We start from the raw sequence: 19,329 nt of genomic DNA, 5'->3' as shown, positions 1-19,329 counted from the left end.
AATCTGGGAATCAGCGTACGTTTCGCCCCTGCTGCCCTTGCACCTCAGGGTCCGATTCAGGCAGGGAGGACCCCACGCGCCCCGTAGCGCGTTGATTCTCTGCCGACAGGCTGCGCCAGCTCGAGAATGACCGCCGAGACCGACCACGACCTCACACGAGAGCCCGTTGCGGCGGCCGAGCCGTCGCCGCGCTCGGGCAGCATTGCTCTGGTGCTGCTGGTGGCGGCCGGCCTCGTCGCGGTCGCCGTCGGGCTGATGACGCTCGGGCGCGCGCAGGCGCAGCCCTACATCCTCGGCATCCTCGCCGTGCTGGCGATGGTGGGTCTGTTCAACCTGTTCGCCTTCGCTGCCGGCATCATCCGCTTTGCCGACCGCAATCTCGATGATCCCGTCATTCGCCGCATCTCCGATCACGCCTTCGACGGCCTCGCGGTCACCGATGCGCGCGGACACGTGGTCTATTCCAACGCTGCCTATCTGACGCTGACGGGCGCCACTGGTCCGCAGGACGTGCGTCCCGTGGAGCGGGTCTTCATCGGCAACCCTGACGTCTCCGAAGCCGTGTTTCGCCTGCTCAAGGCCGCCCGCGAAGGCAAGCGGCAGCAGGAGGAGGTGCGCATCTCCGGCCTCGATGGCAGCCAGGGCCGCTGGCTGCGCATGCGGGTGCGTCCGCTCGGCTCCGCAAAGCGCGAGGCGAAATACGCGGTTTGGTCGATCGCCGACATCACCCGCGACCGCGAGCGCCAGGAGGACGTGTTCCAGGAGCTCCAGCACGCGATCGAATATCTCGACCACGCGCCGTGTGGCTTCTTCTCGGTCAATCCGGCCGGCGAGCTGGCCTATGTCAACGCGACGCTGGCGAACTGGCTCGACTACGACCTCGCCGAGATCGGCTCGGGCGGGCTCAAGCTGACGGACATCGTCTCCGGCGACGGCGCCTCGCTGCTGACCTCGATCGTAGCGGTGCCTGGCGAGGTGAAGACGGAAGTCTTCGACATCGACCTGCGCATGCGCAGCGGCAAGACGATGCCGGTGCGGCTCTATCACAAGCTCGCCTTCGGCGCCGACGGTGCGCCGGGGCCCTCGCGCACGCTCGTCATCAGCCGTGCCCGCGACGAGCGCAGCGATCCGGATCGCGCTGCCGAAGTGCGATTCATGCGCTTCTTCGATCATACGCCGATGGCGATAGCGACGGTCGACCGGGCCGGCAATGTCGTGCGCGCCAATGCGCGCTACGCCAAGCTCGGCCAGGCGCTGGGGCTCGATAACGCCTCCAAATCGATCTTCCGCGCCGTCAATGCGCGCGACCGGCATCTCTTGATTGCGGCCATCAACCAGGCCGCAGAGGGCCAAGCCGACATCGCGCCGGTCGAGGTCGCTCTGGAAGGGACCAAGGAGCGCTGGGGCCAATTCTTCGTCACGCCGGTCGATTCGGCCGAGAACGAGGCCGAAGCCGCCATCGTGCACATGCTCGAGACCACCGAGCGGCGCGCGCTGGAGAACCAGATCAACCAGTCGCAGAAGATGGAGACCGTCGGCCAACTCGCCGGCGGCATCGCCCACGACTTCAACAACGTGCTGTCCGCCATCATGATGGCGAACGACTTCCTGCTGAACGCGCACAAGCCGACCGACCCGTCGTTCCAGGACATCATGCAGATCAAGCAGAACGCGACGCGGGCTGCGACCCTGGTGCGGCAGCTGCTGGCATTCTCGCGGCGGCAGACGCTGCGACCGCAGGTGCTCGATCTCGGCGATGCGCTCTCCGACCTCACCATGCTGCTGCGCCGGCTGATCGGCGAGAAGGTCAAGCTCGACCTCGTCCACGGCCGCGACCTCTGGCCGGTGAAGGTCGACGTCTCCCAGTTCGAGCAGGTGATCGTCAACCTCGCGGTCAACGCGCGCGACGCCATGCCCGACGGCGGCAAGCTGATCATCCGCACCGCCAACGTCACCACCGAGGATGCTGCCAAGCTCGCCTACAAGGGCATGCCCGCGGCGGACTACGTGCGGATCGAGGTCGCCGATACCGGCACCGGCATTCCCGCCGACATCCGCGACAAGATCTTCGAGCCGTTCTTCTCGACCAAGGAAGTGGGCAAAGGCACGGGTCTCGGCCTCTCGACCGTCTACGGCATCGTCAAACAGACCGGCGGCTTCATCTACGTCGATTCCGAGCCGGGGCAGGGCACCTCGTTCCACATCTTCCTGCCGCGTCATCATGCCGAGGCTGACCTGCACGCCGAGCAGCCGGCGGCTACGGTCAGCGCGAGCATCGGCGCGGGGAAGGAAGCCGCGCCCGCTGCAGTGGAGGCCAAGCCGCGCACCGATCTCACGGGCCAGGGCACCATCCTGCTCGTCGAGGACGAGGAGGGCCTGCGCGCGCTGAACGCACGCGGCTTGCGCTCGCGCGGCTACACCGTGGTCGAGGCCGAGAACGGCGTCGAGGCCATGGAGATGCTGGAGGAGCAGGGCGGGGCGATCGATCTCGTCGTGTCCGACGTCGTCATGCCCGAGATGGACGGCCCGACGCTTCTGAAGGCCATGCGGGAGAAGAACCCGGATATCAAGTTCATCTTCGTGTCGGGCTACGCCGAGGATGCGTTCGAGAAGAGCCTGCCCGAGGGTCAGCAATTCGACTTCCTGCCGAAACCGTTCACGCTCAGCCAGCTTGTGGCGGCGGTGAAGGAGACGATGACGAAGCAGGGGTGAGGTTCGCCGCAGAACCAGCGGCCCTGGTTCCCTTCCATGCCCCGCCAAGCCTCCGCGAAATATGGGCTTTTGCCACATCCCCGCGACTGAGGGCCGCAGCCGCGGGTTCCGAAACCGGCTTCACTTTTCGGCAAGTCTGCCCATCTTAAGCGCACGTCCCCATGCCGGGGATTTGGGAAACGCACATGACTTTCTCGCTTCGCTCCCGCAATCTCTTCAACGCGATCGCCGTCGTGCTGGCGCTTGCGCTGCCGACCGCACTGACGATCTCGTCAGCCGACGCCAGGGCCGGTGGTGGCATGTCGTCGGGTTCGCGCGGTTCGCGCTCCTATTCGGCCCCGCCCTCAACCACAACCGCGCCGGGCTCGGCCTCGCAGTTCAACCGCACCTACACCCAGCCGGGCGCAGGCATGAAGTCGGCTGCAAACGCGCCCGCGCGCGGCGGCCTGTTCGGCCGTGCAGGCGGCTTCATGGGCGGCCTTGCGGCCGGCTTCCTCGGCGCCGGCCTGCTCGGCATGCTGTTCGGCGGCGGCCTGTTCGGCGGCCTCGGCGGCCTGTCCTCGATCCTCGGCCTGATGATCCAGATCGCGCTCGTGGTGCTCGTTGTGCGGCTGGCGATGTCCTGGTGGCAGCGCCGTCATGCTCCACGTGAGGCTTACGCCAATGCGGATGCAGGCGCCGGTCCCGGACCGCAGACGAACCAGCGTAGCGGCCTCGGTGGCGGGCTGGCCGGTGGTCTTGGGGGTGGTCTTGGCGGTGGACTCGGTGGCTTTGGTTTCGGCGCCAACAACGCGCCGCTGGAGATCAAGCCGGACGACTATGAGGCGTTCGAGCGCCTGCTCGGCGAGATCCAGACGGCCTGGTCGAACGAGGACGTGGCCAAGCTGCATACGCTCGCGACACCGGAGATGGTCTCCTATTTCGAGCAGGACCTCGCCCAGAACCGCGCGCGCAACGTCGTCAACAAGGTGACCGACGTCAAGCTGTTGCAGGGTGACCTCGCGGAAGCCTGGCGCGAAGGCGAGACCGACTACGCCACCGTGGCGCTGCGCTTCGCCCTCACCGACAAGACGGTGGATCGCAACACCGGCGCAGTCGTTGCCGGCAGCGAACAGCCCGGCGAGGCGACCGAAGTCTGGACCTTCGCCCGGCGGCCGGGCAGCGGCTGGGAATTGTCGGCGATCCAGCAGACCAACTGATCGTCGGATACAGCAACACACGGGGGCGTCGTGCTTCGGCACGGCGCCCTTTTGTTGGGCGGATTGCTCGATCAGCACCCGTCATGGGGGCAGCCGTCCTCGCGATGCTGACGGAACTTGGCGGCGAATGATACATTGGGTCCGTCGCCACGTTCACGGACCCCTCTTATGAAATACGAGCTCTACTACTGGCCCGAGATCCAGGGCCGCGGCGAATATGTGCGGCTGGCGCTGGAGGAGGCGGGGGTCGCTTACGTCGATGTCGCGCGCGGCCCGCGCGGCCCGTCCGCGATGATGAAGATGATGGATGCGCACAAGGGAACACCGCCCTTTGCGCCGCCGTTCCTCAAAGCAGGCAAGCTCGTGATCGGCCAGACCGCCAACATCCTGCTCTATCTCGGTGCCCGCCATGGGCTGGCGCCGAAGACGGAAGCCGGCCGGCTCTGGGTCCATCAGCTTCAGCTCACCATCACCGACCTCGTCGTCGAGATTCACGACACCCATCATCCGCTCGGGCCCTCGCTCTATTATGAGGACCAGAAAGCGCCGGCGAAGAAGCGTACCGCCGAGTTCTGGAGCGAGCGCGTGCCGAAATATCTCGGCTATTTCGAGCAGCTTCTCGCCGACAGCGGCGGTGCCTATGTGACCGGCCGCAGACCGACCTATGTCGACCTCTCGCTATTCCAGATCGTCGCGGGACTGCGCTATGCCTTCCCCAAGCGCATGACGGCGTTCGAGAGGGACATCCCAGGCCTCGTCGGCCTGCATGACCGCATCGCCGCGCGGCCGAACATCAAGGCCTATCTCCAAAGCGATCGCCGCATTGCCTTCAACGAGCAGGGCATCTTCCGCCGCTATCGGGAGCTGGACGGTTAGACCGATTGTGCGCGAGTTGGGACACCCTCGAGTCCATCAGATACAGCCGGACGTACGAAGGCCCGACCGATCGGCGCGGACGCTCCGGCTTTGGCAATCCTGATCAGGCGAGCTGATCGATCCGCGTGCCCTGGCCCGGCGGCAGCGGCGCAGGCGGCTGCGGCTTGTAGACCGGGTCGGTGTCCTTGGCCTTGGCCTGGTCGTCCTGCTGCTTGGTCGTGTCGTAGTTCGGGACCACGATCGCGATTGGCGGGGGCGCAACTGTCGAAACCTTCATTCGCAAGTCCTCACAGAATGAAACAATTGAGCCTGCCCCACCAGGAGCGAAATTTCCTTCAAGGCAATTGTTAAAATGCGAGGGATTGCCGCGGTCGACGATGCTCATTTGGTACGGCATCCCGGTGTTCGCGAGATGATGAGGCCTCTCGTCGTCGTTGCGAGGAGCTCTTGCGACGAAGCAATCCAGGCGGTCGCCGCGGAGCGGATTCCGGATTGCTTCGCCACACTCGCAATGGCGGAGCTTGTGGCTGCCGGATGCAGGCGCCGCCGTCTACGTTGCAAGAGGGAAAAAGGGAGCGCCTACTCGTCCTTGCCGCGCGTGATCGCGATGGAGGCGTCCGACTTGGTGCGTGTGCATTCCATGTTCAGTCGCCGGTAGCGCATGGTGACCTTGTCGCCGCGCAACAGGCCCATCCGCTTCAGGCAGCGCGTCGCGCCCGTCGTCGTGTCGTCCTTCGTCACCGTGAAGACGATCGCGGCCATCGATCCCACCAGCGCGTAGAACTCCGGCTTGGGCTTGCGATCGCCCTTGGCATAGAGCTCGATCGAGTACTTGTCGCCGCGGCAGCCCACGGACAGCTCCTTGGCCGCCGGGTGGGTCATGTAGACGACATTGGCGGCGCGGAAATTCACCTTGAGGCGATCGACCTGGTTCGCCAGCTCCTTGGCGCTGTCGTCACAGCGGTCGGCGCGGGCAGGCGAAGCGAGAGCCACAAGGCCGGTGATGGCGGCGGCGACCAGGATCGCGCCGCGGACGTTCAGTTTCAATGTCATGATGAAAAGCCCCTTAGGGCGCGCATTCAAGCGTCGCCGGACGCGAAGCGCAAGGGTCGGAGGGGCCATTTCCACGAGCTGTGCCAATGGCCTTCCCGCTCGCTTGGGCTGCCTCTCCCGTGGCTCTCGCTCCCTTTCTTTTCCGTCCAAAATGGGCTTAGAACGCTTCTACGCCGAGGCCCGCCAAGGCCGCAAACCTGAGATCCGCTCCATGAACGCTCCCACAGCTTTTCCCGACCAGTCAAAGCCCCTTCCGCCGTACAAGCACACCCCGCTCTTCCCGCTGGGCAAGGACGAGACGCCCTACAAGAAGATCTCGTCCGAAGGAGTCCGGGTCGAGAAGGTTCTGGGCAAGGACATGCTGGTGGTGTCGCGGGAGGCGCTGCGGGCGCTGTCGGAGGCGGCTTTCGGCGACATCAACCACTATCTGCGGCCCGGCCATCTGAAGCAGCTCCGCGCGATCCTGGAGGACGGCGAGGCAAGCCCGAACGACAAGTTCGTTGCGCTCGACTTCCTGAAGAACGCCAACATCGCGGCCGGAGGCGTGCTGCCTATGTGCCAGGACACCGGCACCGCGATCATCATGGGTAAGAAGGGCTGCAACGTCATCACCGACGGCGACGATGAGGCGGCGCTGTCGGAAGGCGCGCGCGATGCTTACCTGCGCCGAAATCTGCGCTACTCGCAGGTCGCGCCGCTCTCGATGTACGAGGAGAAGAACACTGCCAACAACATGCCGGCGCAGTGCGAGATCTACGCCGAGGGTGATGATGCCTACAAGTTCATGTTCATGGCGAAGGGCGGCGGCTCGGCCAACAAGAGCTTCTTGTTCCAGGCGACACCTTCTGTCCTGACCAAGGACCGGCTGCTTGCGTTCCTGAAAGAGAAGATCCTGACGCTGGGCACCGCGGCGTGCCCACCCTATCACCTCGCGATCGTGATCGGCGGCACCTCGGCCGAACTGTGCATGAAGACGGTGAAGCTCGCTTCCGCACGCTATCTCGACGCGCTGCCGACCCACGGCTCGCCCGACGGCAACGCCTTCCGTGACGTCGAGATGGAGAAGGAAATCCACAAGATGACGCAGTCGCTCGGCGTCGGCGCGCAGTTCGGCGGCAAATATTTCTGCCACGACGTGCGCGTGATTCGCATGCCGCGTCACGGCGCCTCTCTGCCGATCGGGCTCGGCGTGTCCTGCTCGGCCGACCGCCAGGTGCTCGGCAAGATCACCAAGGACGGCGTCTATCTGGAAGAGCTCGAGCACAACCCGGCGCAGTACCTGCCGCAGGTCGAGCAGACGCTCGGCGGCGAGGTCGTCAAGATCGATCTCAACCAGCCGATGAAGGACATCCTCGCGACGTTCTCGAAATATCCGATCAAGACACGAGTCTCGATGACGGGCACCATGATCGTCGCGCGCGATTCCGCCCATGCCAAGCTGCGCGAGCGGCTGGAGAAGGGCGAGCCGCTGCCCGACTATTTCAAGAACCATCCGGTTTACTACGCCGGTCCGGCCAAGACGCCCGAAGGCTACGCCTCCGGCGCGTTCGGTCCGACCACCGCCGGACGCATGGATTCCTTCGTCGACCAGTTCCAGGCCGCTGGCGGCTCGATGGTAATGGTGGCCAAGGGCAACCGGGCGCCGGCGGTGCGCGAGGCGTGCAAGAAGTATGGAGGCTTCTACCTCGGCTCGATCGGCGGCGCCGCGGCGAACCTTGCCGAACACTGCATCAAGAAGGTCGAGGTGCTCGAATATCCCGAGCTCGGCATGGAAGCGATCTGGCGCATCGAAGTCGTCGACTTCCCTGCCTTCATCATCATCGACGACAAGGGCAACGACTTCTTCAAGGAGTTGAATTTGGGCTAGCTCTTCGCTCGCCCATGCTTGCGATTGATTGCATATCTCGCCTTACCAACGATTGTCATGCCCGGGCTCGTCCCTGGCATCGACGACGTTCTTGGTGCCGCGAAGACGTGGATGGCCGGGACAAGCCCGGCCAGGGCGATGCGGATGCGTCAACGTCCTAACTGCAGTTGGTGACCTGGTTGGAGCACAGCGCGCGCCACCAGCCGCGCACGCCGTCATGGCTCTCGACCAGACCCCAGAAGCCGCTGCAGGCCATCAGCCGTTTCGGCCCGCCGTCGCCGTCGATCGGACCGCCGAGCTCGCGCTGGGCCGGCGTCCATTTGGCGTCGATGAAGGGCGCCTGAAACAGGCCGCCCGCGCGGGTGGCGCCATTGGCGTAGTTCGCGCCGACCTTGTTGGAGGCGACCCAGCCGCGTCCGGCATACGGCTTTGGCGCGCTGCGCGGATATCGCTTCTCGTCCTCGTAGTCCTGGCCCGGCGGCCTTGCGCCTTCGATGAGAAACCAGCCGTTCTTGAAGCCGATGATGCTGAATTCGGTGAGCCAGCCGCCATCGGGCGTGTTCTCGGCGCCGCCAAGCTTCAGGCGGTAGGGCGGCGGCAACGTGCCGAGCACGCGCCCCGTGGTTGACGGCTCGGCGCGCACGTTGAGGCCGTTTGGATCCTTGTCGATGGACCAGGCGCCGAGACTGCAGGGCTCGGTGCCGTCGGGGAGCGATGCACGCTTCGCCGCAAGTTCGGCGTGGAGCTTGGCGAAATCGGCCTCGTCATTGTCCGGATCGGGCTCGGCGCGCGGCTTCAGATCGGCCGACACTGCGCGTGTCGCATCCGGTGTCAGCGTGACGACGAGGGCCTGGCGCCCTGCGAACACGCTTGCCGGTGTCTTCGGATCGTTCGCCGTCGCAGGATAGACCGCGAGATAGCCAGTCGAACCATCGGTCCGATAGGCGAGGCCGGCGACATAGCCCGCCGGCACCATGGCGAGCGCGCTTGCGCGCCACGCCGGTTCGCTGTCATCCGCGCGTGCCGCTTGTGTCGCGACGCACAGCAACGCCGCCGCGATAAGACGGAGCACGCGCATGATGGCTGCGCAGCCTTACGCGCGCGCGCCCGTGAACGGGAAGCTGCCCATTGGGCCGATGCCCATTTCGCCGCTGATGCTGTCGCCGGAGACGGTGCCGGTGAACTCAAGCGTCAGCGGCATCGGCTTGTCGATAGAGACCTTCCAGGACACGTTGTCGCCGCTGACGGTGCCATCGAATATCTCGGCGGTATTACCTTCCGCGCCCTGCGTGCCCGTGAGCGTGCCGCCCGCAGCCTTCAGGCTCAGCGTTGCCTGGCGTTCGCCCATCGGGGTCGTCATGGTCAGATTCCAGTTGCCGTCTACGGCCATTCCCGTCTCCCGAACAAATTTCCGCGGCCCGCGAGGATCCGCGACCCGTCCTGAGCGAGCCTATAGCTCAACTTGCAGCTCCTGACTAACCCTCCGATAGGGCATTTAGGCGCGGGCAGCGGCGCGTCGGCGGTTGGTCACGATCAGCCGCAGAACGAAATACTGCACGGCAAAGGCCAGGATCTTGGCGCCGCCTGCGACCACCATGAGATAGAACGCCCACAGCTTCAGATCGCCGGTGGCGGCGACTGCCAACATGCCGGCACCGATCACGAACATCAGCGCCGCCCAGGCATAGCCCGCGATGGTGACATATTCCGGGACGGTCTCGACGATAGCGGGCGGCATGTAGCGCAGCATCCAGCCGCGCTTGAGCATGATCGCGCCGATCGCGAAATGTGCGATCGAGGGTTTTGCCAGCATGAAGCGCGGATCATTGGTGAGCAGCGTGATACCGCCCAGCACGACCACCAGAGCGAGGCTCGCATAGGTCATGTAATGGAGCGGCTGTCCCTTGAGACGCGCATAGATCACCTGCGCGAACGCGCCGGCAATCGCCACTGCCGTTGCGAGGATCACGTTGTCTGTGACGAGATAGACCGCCAGAAAGATGATAACGGAGAGGAGATCGGAGGCGAGGCGGGCGAATACGTCCTTCATCGTCATTCCTGTTCAGCGGGCGTGGGCAAGGCGCAGGCCAGGCCATCGTACGTGATCTGGCGATGCCCGGCATATCACTTTTGTGAAGACAACCGCGATGCTGCAAGCGGCGAAAGCCGCCGCAAGACCCACCGGAACGCCGGGCCCAGACCCAGCAGCGCAGGCTTCGGAACCGCCATCAGGAGAGGGCGCGACGGTCAGGACGCCGCACCGAGTCGAACCAGTCTCCTACAATGTCAGAACGACGTAGGCGATCTCCAGGACATGAAGTGCAGCAACGAGATGGTCGGTCATCTCGTCGACCAGGTCTGCCCAGGGCAGGCGCGACATTATCGGGAGTGCGGCGGCAAATAGAAGGCAGGTGGCCAGCAGGACGCCGCCTTCGAAGAACGTGAGGCTTCGCCGGCGCAGTCGCATCGTCAGGATTGCGAGCGCGGCGCCGGCCAGGGCAAGAACAGCGAGGATGTCCGCGGTGATCGAGAGCATGTGCATGGAACCTGTTTGTTGACGCAAACATCCTCGGGCGGGACTCGCGACCTCGTCGCGGCCCGTATTGACGAGAGCTACTGCGCCCCCACCCAATTGCCGTGAAAGCCGTCGGGGACGCGGTGGCCGAGTTGCACCAATGCGGCCGGACCTGCCTCGATATCGGTGGCGTTGAACACGGCGAGGTCGCTGCGGTTCTCCCGCGCGCGCCAGACAACCGCGAGCAGCCAGCCGTCGCCCTCGGCCGCATCTTTCGACCGCTCGACGAACACCGGTTCGGAGATGGTGTCGCCGGCCGGCAGTAGATAATGGCCGAGCCTCCTGCCGTTGCCGTCGACATGCACGATGCCCGACAACGCGCCGAACATCGGCAGTTTCGGATTGGCGCAGGCGTACCAACCGTGACGGCTCTTCAGCCCGGCGCGGCGGTCGTCGATCCGCGGGAATTCGCCGGTGAGATCGTCGAGATAAGTTTGCTGGAAGCGGTCGGTATTCCCCGAGAGATCAAACGTCCAGCGGCAGTGGCGGGCGCGCGACTTCTGCGGGTCCGTCGGCCGGCCGTCGGGATGCGGAAACAGCGGCGCCTCCTCGAATTGCATGACATCGGCGACGATGCGCTGGCCGTCCTCCCACGCATTCATGACATGGAAGACGTAGCAGGCCTCGGCTCGGAACCAGACAATGTCTTTCGTCGTGCCGCTGCGCTTCATCACGCCGACATACGCGCCCTTGTCCGGCTCCCAGGCGTAGGGCGGCTGCCCTTTCATCGCGCGAGCCATGCTGCCGGTGATCGGGAGGATCGGGAACAGCACGTGGTTTTCGGTGACGATGAAGTCGTGCACCATGCTGGCATAGGGCGCCTCGAACCGTTCGAAGCGTGTGGCCTTGCCGGAGGCGTCGATCGATCCGTAGGAGAGGGCAGGCGTCAGCGGCCCGGCGGCGTTATAACCGAAAAACACCAGTTCGCCGGTGATGGGATCGATCTTCGGATGTGCGGTGAAACTGCCCGCAACGCGCGCCTGATAATTGTAATAGCCGCGCGTTGCCAGCGTCCCCGGCTCGATCTCGGTCGGCAGATGCGCTTCTTCCAGCGCCAGCAGCTTGCCGGCATGGAAGATGATGTTGGTGTTGGCGACGCCGCCATCGGTGAGATCAGCCGGGGCGTCCGGCAGCTTGCGGCCGAAGCCGCCGAATAGCGCGCGGCCGGCGTCGTGCTCGGCGAGCCATTTCGGCGTGCGGACCCAGCGATTGCGATAGCTCGCACGACCGTTCTCGAGGTGGAAAGCATGCAGCATGCCGTCGCCGACGAACCAGTGCGCGCCCGGCGAGTCGAACTGCGGATTTGGACCGTTGCGGTAGAGGGTCCCATTCAATTCGCGCGGCAATTCGCCGATGACCCTCAGGAATGGCGCGTCCGCTTCGAACGGGATCGGCGCAACGTTGTCGTGGCGCTCAACGATGGCATCGTGCTGCACGGCCTATCCCTCCCTATCTTTACATCGTAAAGATTAGATAACGCGGGTTGCCGCGCCGGTCAAGCGAAATCTTTACACTGTCAATATTGCGTCATATAGCTTGCGAATGGGCAAGACCGACACCAAGAGCGAACCGGCGCGAAGCTCGCGCACTTCCAGAAGCACGACGTCTGCTGCGGCATCGCGACCGAGACGCCGCACGACGGGCGCAAAGACCGAGACCCCGTATCATCACGGCGCCTTGCGCGAAGCGCTGCTCCAGGCCGCCGAGCGGGTGCTGGAGCGCGACGGGCTCGCCGGCCTCACATTGCGTGCGGTCGCGCGCGAGGCCGGGGTCTCGCATGCCGCACCCACTCATCATTTCGGCGATCTGACGGGGCTGCTCAGCGAGCTCGCGGCCGTCGGCTTCCGCCAGTTCAACGCGGCGATGGCCGCGTCGTGCGATGCCGCCACCACGCCGCTCGAGCGTGCGCTGGCGCGGCCGAAAGCCTACGTCGCCTATGCGCAAGCCCATCCTGGCATGTACGGCATCATGTTCCGCACCGAGCGCCTGGACTATTCCCGGCCGTCGCTGCATGAGGCGGCTGAAGCTTCTTTCGCCGGGCTTGCAAATGCGATCGGCATGATGCGGCAGGAGCAGATCAGCGGCGACGCGTTGACGCTGAACCAGGGCGCCGCGATCGCGCGTGCTTGGTCGATGGTGCACGGCTTTACCATGCTGCTGCTCGACGGCCGTCTCGAGGACATTCTCGCGCGGCTGCCCGAGGGGACGACGGCGGAACGCCTGCTTGAGGCGATGCTGACGGCGCCCGTGACTCCGAAGCTTCCCGTGTAGCGGATCTCGGGCAGGCGCCTAGCGCATCGTGGCGAGCTCGACGGCGCGCCCGCTCGTGCCGATGACCTTCACTTCATCCTTGCCGCAGGTGAAGCTGCGGGCGAAATCGTCGGCAGCCTTGCGCGCAAGCTCGTTCGCGGTCGGGTTGGCGACCGCATCGACATAGGCGACGTGGCAGACCGGGCCCGGCGGCAGCCGGGTCACGACCAGTATGGCCTTCGTCTTCGGCCGCCCCTGCTTGTCGGGATCGGTGTTGTCCGCGATGTGCCAGCGCTGGATGATCGCAAATGGCTTTTCACCGGCAGTGCGCCATTCGATGGTGCTCTCGGACGAGTTGAACGGCGCGAACCAGACATTGGCTGCCGGTTCCTCGGCCGCCTGCTTGCGATTGCGGCCCACCGAGACGACCTCGCGCAGATCATCCTCGGCGATCAGCACCACGAGCCCGCCCTTGCCCGGACAGACCCGCGTGGTGCTGCCGTCGAGGTCGCTTGGCTGGCCGACTTGGCGGCAGTCCTTTGGCGCCGTCGAGGTGTAGTAGCTGCTGCCGATCGCCTGGGCGTTGGCGCAGCCGAGGCCGGCGCATAGGAGCAGCGTGACGAGCAATGGGGTGGTGATGCGGATCATGATGACACTTCGGTGCAGCTGGAACCTCGCACCATCAGACGCCTTGATTGTGGGCAAGGTTCAAACAGCACTGCCAGACACCTGACACCGGCACGGAATCGTTCTAGAAGAACAGCTTCGCTTGGGCTCCTCCAGCCTCGTTCGCGTCTCCGTACTCCTGATCATGCCAGCCACAACCTCGAACAAACCCTATCGCGTCGGCCGCTCCAAGACCGGACTCGGCCTCTTCGCCACCAAGCCAATCAAGAAGGGCACCCGGATCATCCGCTATTTCGGACCGATCCTGGATTCGCGAATTCCTGAGCAGGACGAGATCGAGAACAAATATCTGTTCGAGCTCAACGGCCGCTGGACCATCGACGGGTCGGTGCGCAAGAACCTCGCCCGCTACATCAACCATTCTTGCCGGCCCAATGCAGAATCCGACGTCCGGCCGCGCGAGCGCAAAGTCTATATTCGCGCCATCAAGAACATCGAGCCGGGCGAGGAGATCAATTACGACTACGGCACCGACTATTTCAAAGCCTATCTGAAGCCGATCGGCTGCAGGTGTGACTCCTGCGAAAGGAAGCGCAAGAAGCTGCGCGCCGAGGCACGGGCCGAACGCGCCAAGGTGAAGGCGCGGGCCGAGCGCAAGGCCAAGAAGGCAGGCCCGAAGAGCGCGACCGCGAAGAAGAAGGTGAACGGCAAGCACTTCGCCGGCAAGGCCGGTCGCGCAAGATCGTAACGCAAGCTCACCCCAGCTCAGGCGTCGCCCGGTCCGGCTCCGCCGAGGACGAGCCGGGCGACGAGGGCGCCGAGTGCGGTCTCACGCCGCCGCCGCGCTGGCACTTCTCCGCAATCCCACATATTGCAGCTCGGCGAACACGCCGGTCGCGATAGCCTGCGCCACGACCATGAGCTCGCCTGCGAGGTTCGGCGACACCGCGCCCGAAAGGAGCAGCGCGATGCTGCCGACCGTCCATGCCGCGTTGCCGATCACGACCAGCAGCACGAGCGCCCTCGCCACGGAGGCGCGCGACGCGAGCCAGCCGACCAGCCCGGTGTAGGCGATCAGGAACAGGCCGGCTTCGAGCAGCAGCATGTCCGGCAGATTGAACAGTCTTGCGAACGCGCTTGCACCGAAGGTGAAGCCGAGGGCGGCGACGCCGCTGAAGATGGCATCGGCAAGAAGCGCGCGGCGCAGGAAGGTGGAAGCTTCGATCATCGTAGGTCTCCTTTGTTGGGCTAGGGTGAACTCAGAGCCGACCGCGCCACCATGCGCGCAGCAGGCGGGCGAGGCGGAGCGGGCAGAGACTCCTGCCGACGCCGTGCTCGAAGGCGATGACCTGGGCAACGACATAGTCGCCGGTCGAATGCACCAGCGGCTCGGGCATGTTGAGGCTGCGCGCCAGCATCCGGGTTCCGAACGCCAAGGCCCAGGGCAGGACGTGGTCTGCAACGGTCCGGTAGAGCAGCAGTGCGATCATGGTCATCTCTCCTGTTCGACCGAAAATGCGCGCGTCTGCGCCCCGATTCGATTACCTTGCGGGTAATGGAAGGGCCGAAATCCGCGTGATAGGTTTCGGACCATGAACGCACACGCTTCCACCGCACGAACCGAGCGCAGCCAGCCGGTCCACATCGGCGACCATTTGCGCGAATGGCGGCAGCGCCGCCGCATGAGCCAGCTCGATCTTGCGGGCGAAGCGGAGATCTCGGCACGGCACCTGAGCTTCGTCGAGACCGGGCGCGCTGCGCCGTCGCGCGAGATGGTGCTCAGACTCGCCGAGCGCCTCGACGTGCCCCTGCGCGAACGGAACGTCCTGCTGGTCGCCGCTGGCTATGCGCCTGCGTTCCCGCAGCGTACGCTGGAGGATCCTGCATTGAAGTCAGCCCGCCAGGCGATCGACCTCGTCCTCAAAGCACATGAGCCCAACCCCGCGCTTGCGGTGGACAGGCACTGGAACCTGGTGTCCGCCAATCGGATGGTGGCGCCGCTGCTTGATGGCATTCCGCAGCATCTGCTCGGCCAGCCCCTCAATGTGCTGCGGCTCGCCTTTCATCCGCAGGCCCTGGCAGCGCGCACGGTCAATCTCGCAGAATGGTGCGGGCATCTGCTCGAGCGGCTGCACCGGCAATGCGAGGCAACCGCCGATCCTGAATTGATCAAGCTCTACAATGACCTCAGGAGCTATCCCATTCCGGCCCGATCCGCGCCGCTGTCGAGCGACAACGTCGCGATTCCCTTCAAGCTGCGCCATGGCGGAGAGATCCTCAGCTTCTTCTCCACCACCATGGTGTTCGGCACGCCCGTCGACATCACGCTGTCGGAGCTGGCGCTGGAGACCTTCTTCCCGGCGGACGAGCGCACCGCGGAGCGACTGAAGCAGATGGCGGCCATGACCTAGCGCTCTTGCCTCGGGGCGGGTTCGGCTTATCTTTGGGCGAACCTGGTACCGCCCGAAGGAGGCGCCTGACATGAGCACGCTGAAACCGCTCCAGATCGACGTCGTCTCCGATGTGGTGTGCCCCTGGTGCTATATCGGCAAGCACCGCATCGAGAGCGCGCTGGCGCTCGTGCCCGACGTGCCGGTCAAGCTCAGCTTCCGGCCCTTCTTCCTCAATCCCTGGGTGCCTCGCGAGGGCATCAGCCGCGAGGCCTATCTCACCCAGAAGTTCGGCTCGGTCGAGGCCTATAAGGGCATTGCCGGGCGCGTCGTCGCGGCCGCAAGCGAGGAGGGCCTCGTCTACAAGCCCGAGCTGGTGGCGCGCCAGCCCAACACGACCGATTGCCATCGCCTGATCCTGTGGGCGGAAGCCATCGGCAAGGCGCCCGAGATGAAGCAGCGCCTCATGGAGCTGTACTTCCGCGACGGCGGCGATCTCACCGATGTGAACGTGCTCGTGCGGGCAGCCGCCGATGTCGGTCTCGATGCCGACGACGTGCGCAAGCGCCTCGCCACTGACGCGGACGTCGCGCGCGTTTCGGCCGACGCGCAGGAGGCCGCCGAGAAAGGCATCTCCGGCGTGCCGACCTATGTCTTCGCGCAGAAATATGCCGTCTCCGGCGCGCAGGATCCCAACCTGCTCGCGCGTGCCATCCGGCAGGTTTCGGCGGAGATCAACGCGGAGGCGGCGGAGTAGCTGTTCTATTTGCGGAGCAGGCGAACCATTCGGCGCGCTTTCGCATAGACGGCGCCGTGCGCCGAGAGCGCCCCATGAATGACTGCCACCATGGGATCGTGCCGTCGCAGCGGGATCAGCACATCGCCGATCGCGAAGCGCCCCCGCCAGATCGGGTTGATCATGGGGTGATCGGCGTTCGCCGTCGAGTCCGCGCTGGAGATGGCGGGATCGGCGCAGAGGTGGCGGGTGAGGTCGAGCGTGAGCTGCACGCCCGGCGAATGTCTTGCAAAGCGCTCGTCGATGCCGAGCTTGAAGAAAAAGGCGCGATCCTGATGACGCAACACGATGCCGGCGGCAACCGGCGTCGTGCCGGCGCGAAGCGTGACGACCTCGCATTGCGCGGTCTCTGCCAGCGCCGGAACCGCGCGGCGGATGAAGGTCGCATCGCCGGCATGCTGGACCAGCGCGGTGCCGCGCCTGCCCTTCCAGCCGCTGGCCTCGAGCTGCAAGAATGCTTCGAGCGCCGGCCTGATCTCGTCGGGCTTGCGCGCGACTTCGAACATGACCGGCCCATGCTCCTCCAGGCGGTGGCGCTGGCGGCGCAGCTCCTTGAGCTTCCTGGAGCCGAGCGCCTCCCGTAGCAGCGTCTCGCCTTCCTGCGCCGCATCGAGGCTGGCGCGGACGTAACAGGAGAGGATGCGCGGCTTGAGGCCGGTGCGGCTTAGAATCTGCCTGAGCGCGTTCATCGCCGCGCCGTCGAGAGCGACGTCGGTCAGCACGAGCGCATGCGCTCCGGCGTCGCGCGCCTGTTGCAGGAGAGTCGCGGCCGCTTCGATTGGCAGGCCGCGGTCGATCAGCGGGCTGCAGAGCGTGCCGTAGGGATGCGCGCTCACCAGTGCCGGCAGGGGGATCTTCCGGGCCCGCCAGAGCGAGATCACCGGCATCAGCCCGATCAGCCGCGTTGAAGATGCGTCGAACGCGCTCAGTGCCGAGGCCTCGGCGCGGCCGCGGGCAGATGCGCTGACGGCGAACTCCCAGGCGGGCAGGTAATATGCGTTCGGTTCGATCGCGCGCTGCGCCAGCGCACGCCACTGGCCGGGGTCGATCGTCGTCAGCGGAACGGGCGCGCGCGCGGCCCCGGCATTGCTTGCCGATGCCGGGTGGATCGCCGCCTGCTGCGCGATGTCGACCATGTCCCGCCGTCCCCAATCATGCGGACGCGTGCCGCGTCACGCCGCCATGCTTAGCGCAAAGATTGGAAAATACCGTTGGGACGCGGCTTCAATTCGAACGGTAATATTAACGTCCTGTTGAGCATCCGGCGGCACGCCGCCGGATGCAGTGCGGGGCTATTGGTCGCCCGGCACGAAATGGTCGCGGGCGCTTGCACGTCCGCCACCGGTGGTCTCGGCGATCGCGATCTCGATGTCGCGCGAGGTCTTCGGCAAGTCGGCAGGGCCGACGTGCAGCGACATTCGGACCTCACGGGTCTGATCCTGTCCGACCTCGATGACCGGCTTGCCGCCGGGGGCAGCCTCGATCCCGGCGACGCGAATGGTTGCACCGGGCAGTCCCGAGACCTCGAGCGTGAATGATCGCTGCGCGCCCTTGTTGAGAATGCGCACGGTGTAATCGTTGCGCACCCCGCCATCCGCGAGCTGGACGAAGAGGGGATTGCGGTCGTGCAGCACGTTGACATCCATCGTGGCGCGGGTCGCGAGCGTGTAGAGCATGATGCTGCCGACGATGGCGATCACGGCCGCGTAGATCACCGTGCGCGGCCTGATGATGCGGTAAATCGGCGGCTTGCCATCGCGGCGACGCTGCATGTTGATGTCGGTGTCGTAGCCGATCAGGCCTTGAGGGCGGCCGATCTCGCGCATCACGTTGTCGCAGGCGTCGATGCACAGGCCGCACTGGATGCAGCCGAGCTGGATACCGTTGCGGATGTCCACGCCGGTCGGGCAGACATTGATGCACTGATGGCAGTCGACGCAATCGCCGGCGGGTGCGCCGTGGGCGTGGGCGGCATCCGCCTTCTTCACCGACATGCGCGGCTCGCCGCGGTCGCGGCGATAGGTGACGTTGAGCGCCCATTCATCGGTCAACGCCGCCTGAATCCGCGGCCACGGGCACATATAGATGCACATCTGTTCGCGGGCATGACCGGCGAAGACATAGGTCGTGGCGGTCAGGATGCCGATCCAGAGGTAAGCGAGGAACGGGGCCTGGAAGGTCGCGAGCTCCTTCACCAGCGTCGGCGCGTCGGCGAAATAGAGCACCCAGGCGCCACCGGTCCACCAAGCGATCATGATCCAGAGGAAGTGCTTGAGCGCGACCTTGCGGAGGTGGGTGAAGGTCCAATAGTGCTTGTCGCCTTGCATGCGCTCGCGCCGGTCGCCTTCGACCCAACGCTCGACCGCATAAAACAGGTCGGTCCAGACGGTCTGCGGACACATGTAGCCGCACCACAGCCGCCCCGCGACCGCATTCATCAGGAAGAGCGTCATGGCCGCGAGGATCAGGAGGCCGGTGAAATAGTAGACCTCCTGTGGCCAGAGCTCGATGAAGAAGAAGTAGAAGCGCCGGTGCGGGAAGTCGATCAGCACGGCCTGGTCAGGCAGGCCGGGTCCACGATCCCAGCGCACGAACGGCAGGAGATAATAGGTCCCGAGCGTGATGCAGAGGATTGCCCATTTGATGCGGCGGAAAGGGCCATGCACCGATTGCGGATAGACCTTCCTTCGCTTCTCGTAGAGAGGTCCTTCGATGAAGGTGTCATCGGTCATGGCAAATTCCCCCGCATCACAGGCTGCATCCAGACGCGTTCAGGAGAACGCGCAGCCGCTACCCAGGCCCAGCTTCTTGAAGATGATCGCGGCGGGGCAGAAGCCGGTGAACGCAGCCTGCAGCATGTTGAGCCCGGCAAAGGCCGTCAGCAGGTACCAGTACGCATTCACATAGGTGCCCAGTGCGAGACCGAGCAGGACGACGCATCCCGCGAAGGCGAGAACGGCTTTGTCGACATTCATGGCAGACTC

The 19,329-nt window shown here is 65.2% G+C and carries 21 protein-coding genes; 8 read left to right on the top strand and 13 right to left on the bottom strand.

Features of this window, described 5'->3' with window-relative positions; translation table 11 throughout:
- Positions 1–126: 126 nt before the first annotated feature.
- The 3 genes from cckA to K408_RS0123470 all read left to right on the top strand — a co-directional run bounded on the left by cckA (position 127) and on the right by K408_RS0123470 (position 4,787).
- Complete coding sequence (gene cckA, locus K408_RS0123480) at positions 127–2,712, top strand: cell cycle histidine kinase CckA (RefSeq protein WP_024340944.1); 2,586 nt, start codon at positions 127–129, stop codon at positions 2,710–2,712.
- Positions 2,713–2,873: 161 nt separating this feature from the next.
- The gene (locus tag K408_RS0123475) at positions 2,874–3,911 is read left to right on the top strand and encodes a Tim44 domain-containing protein (RefSeq protein WP_024340943.1); all 1,038 of its coding nucleotides are present in this window, start codon (positions 2,874–2,876) and stop codon (positions 3,909–3,911) included.
- Positions 3,912–4,079: 168 nt separating this feature from the next.
- The gene (locus K408_RS0123470; RefSeq protein WP_024340942.1) at positions 4,080–4,787 is read left to right on the top strand and encodes a glutathione S-transferase; all 708 of its coding nucleotides are present in this window, start codon (positions 4,080–4,082) and stop codon (positions 4,785–4,787) included.
- A 103-nt stretch (positions 4,788–4,890) separates the two neighbouring features.
- Here the strand turns inward: K408_RS0123470 and K408_RS42860 are convergent, their stop codons facing one another.
- Positions 4,891–5,064 carry a hypothetical protein gene (locus K408_RS42860; RefSeq protein ID WP_196232393.1) on the bottom strand — a complete coding sequence of 58 codons (174 nt, stop codon included), beginning with the start codon at positions 5,062–5,064 and terminating at the stop codon, positions 4,891–4,893.
- A 302-nt stretch (positions 5,065–5,366) separates the two neighbouring features.
- Positions 5,367–5,840: a hypothetical protein gene (locus K408_RS0123460; protein WP_024340941.1), complete on the bottom strand. Its 474-nt coding sequence runs from the start codon at positions 5,838–5,840 to the stop codon at positions 5,367–5,369.
- Between the two features lie 211 nt (positions 5,841–6,051).
- Between K408_RS0123460 and K408_RS0123455 the strand changes: the two genes are divergently transcribed.
- Positions 6,052–7,707: a fumarate hydratase gene (locus tag K408_RS0123455; protein ID WP_024340940.1), complete on the top strand. Its 1,656-nt coding sequence runs from the start codon at positions 6,052–6,054 to the stop codon at positions 7,705–7,707.
- 157 nt (positions 7,708–7,864) lie between these two features.
- Here the strand turns inward: K408_RS0123455 and K408_RS0123450 are convergent, their stop codons facing one another.
- From K408_RS0123450 to K408_RS0123430, 5 genes are all read right to left on the bottom strand, one after another.
- Positions 7,865–8,785, bottom strand: a complete 921-nt coding sequence (locus tag K408_RS0123450; protein WP_024340939.1) for an SH3 domain-containing protein — start codon at positions 8,783–8,785, stop codon at positions 7,865–7,867.
- Positions 8,786–8,800: 15 nt separating this feature from the next.
- Positions 8,801–9,097 carry a hypothetical protein gene (locus K408_RS0123445; RefSeq protein WP_024340938.1) on the bottom strand — a complete coding sequence of 99 codons (297 nt, stop codon included), beginning with the start codon at positions 9,095–9,097 and terminating at the stop codon, positions 8,801–8,803.
- Between the two features lie 105 nt (positions 9,098–9,202).
- Positions 9,203–9,757, bottom strand: coding sequence for an inner membrane-spanning protein YciB (locus K408_RS0123440; protein ID WP_024340937.1), 555 nt, complete (start codon positions 9,755–9,757; stop codon positions 9,203–9,205).
- A 228-nt stretch (positions 9,758–9,985) separates the two neighbouring features.
- Positions 9,986–10,243 carry a hypothetical protein gene (locus tag K408_RS0123435; protein ID WP_349509768.1) on the bottom strand — a complete coding sequence of 86 codons (258 nt, stop codon included), beginning with the start codon at positions 10,241–10,243 and terminating at the stop codon, positions 9,986–9,988.
- A gap of 77 nt (positions 10,244–10,320) precedes the next feature.
- Complete coding sequence (locus K408_RS0123430) at positions 10,321–11,718, bottom strand: carotenoid oxygenase family protein (protein ID WP_024340935.1); 1,398 nt, start codon at positions 11,716–11,718, stop codon at positions 10,321–10,323.
- A gap of 106 nt (positions 11,719–11,824) precedes the next feature.
- On the opposite strand from K408_RS0123430, the gene K408_RS0123425 reads away from it, so the two are divergent.
- Positions 11,825–12,553 carry a TetR/AcrR family transcriptional regulator gene (locus tag K408_RS0123425; RefSeq protein ID WP_024340934.1) on the top strand — a complete coding sequence of 243 codons (729 nt, stop codon included), beginning with the start codon at positions 11,825–11,827 and terminating at the stop codon, positions 12,551–12,553.
- Positions 12,554–12,571: 18 nt separating this feature from the next.
- Here K408_RS0123425 and K408_RS0123420 read toward each other — a convergent pair whose 3' ends face one another.
- On the bottom strand, positions 12,572–13,180 hold the full coding sequence (locus K408_RS0123420) for a hypothetical protein (protein ID WP_024340933.1): 609 nt from the start codon (positions 13,178–13,180) through the stop codon (positions 12,572–12,574).
- A 163-nt stretch (positions 13,181–13,343) separates the two neighbouring features.
- Here K408_RS0123420 and K408_RS0123415 point away from each other — a divergent pair, with 163 nt between their 5' ends.
- Entirely contained in the window at positions 13,344–13,907 is a 564-nt protein-coding gene (locus tag K408_RS0123415; RefSeq protein ID WP_024340932.1) for an SET domain-containing protein, read from the top strand.
- 81 nt (positions 13,908–13,988) lie between these two features.
- Here the strand turns inward: K408_RS0123415 and K408_RS0123410 are convergent, their stop codons facing one another.
- Both K408_RS0123410 and K408_RS0123405 read right to left on the bottom strand, forming a co-directional pair.
- The gene (locus K408_RS0123410; RefSeq protein ID WP_024340931.1) at positions 13,989–14,387 is read right to left on the bottom strand and encodes a hypothetical protein; all 399 of its coding nucleotides are present in this window, start codon (positions 14,385–14,387) and stop codon (positions 13,989–13,991) included.
- A gap of 31 nt (positions 14,388–14,418) precedes the next feature.
- Positions 14,419–14,649 (bottom strand): hypothetical protein, encoded by a 231-nt coding sequence (locus K408_RS0123405; protein ID WP_024340930.1) that lies wholly within the window; start codon positions 14,647–14,649, stop codon positions 14,419–14,421.
- Positions 14,650–14,751: 102 nt separating this feature from the next.
- Between K408_RS0123405 and K408_RS0123400 the strand changes: the two genes are divergently transcribed.
- Together K408_RS0123400 and K408_RS0123395 are read left to right on the top strand one after the other, a co-directional pair.
- The gene (locus K408_RS0123400; protein WP_024340929.1) at positions 14,752–15,570 is read left to right on the top strand and encodes a helix-turn-helix domain-containing protein; all 819 of its coding nucleotides are present in this window, start codon (positions 14,752–14,754) and stop codon (positions 15,568–15,570) included.
- 70 nt (positions 15,571–15,640) lie between these two features.
- The gene (locus K408_RS0123395; protein WP_024340928.1) at positions 15,641–16,306 is read left to right on the top strand and encodes a DsbA family oxidoreductase; all 666 of its coding nucleotides are present in this window, start codon (positions 15,641–15,643) and stop codon (positions 16,304–16,306) included.
- A gap of 5 nt (positions 16,307–16,311) precedes the next feature.
- Here K408_RS0123395 and K408_RS0123390 read toward each other — a convergent pair whose 3' ends face one another.
- From K408_RS0123390 to K408_RS0123380, 3 genes are all read right to left on the bottom strand, one after another.
- The gene (locus K408_RS0123390; protein WP_024340927.1) at positions 16,312–17,481 is read right to left on the bottom strand and encodes a GNAT family N-acetyltransferase; all 1,170 of its coding nucleotides are present in this window, start codon (positions 17,479–17,481) and stop codon (positions 16,312–16,314) included.
- Between the two features lie 156 nt (positions 17,482–17,637).
- The gene (ccoG, locus tag K408_RS0123385; protein WP_024340926.1) at positions 17,638–19,077 is read right to left on the bottom strand and encodes a cytochrome c oxidase accessory protein CcoG; all 1,440 of its coding nucleotides are present in this window, start codon (positions 19,075–19,077) and stop codon (positions 17,638–17,640) included.
- 39 nt (positions 19,078–19,116) lie between these two features.
- A complete protein-coding gene (locus K408_RS0123380) occupies positions 19,117–19,320 on the bottom strand; it encodes a YgaP family membrane protein (RefSeq protein WP_024340925.1) in 204 nt (67 codons plus the stop codon).
- Positions 19,321–19,329: the final 9 nt, after the last annotated feature.

This window comes from Bradyrhizobium sp. in8p8 (genome assembly GCF_000426845.1).
Lineage (GTDB): Bacteria > Pseudomonadota > Alphaproteobacteria > Rhizobiales > Xanthobacteraceae > Bradyrhizobium > Bradyrhizobium japonicum_C.
Note: the sequence above shows the minus strand (reverse complement) of the source record. Positions and strands in the feature narration are given on the sequence as shown.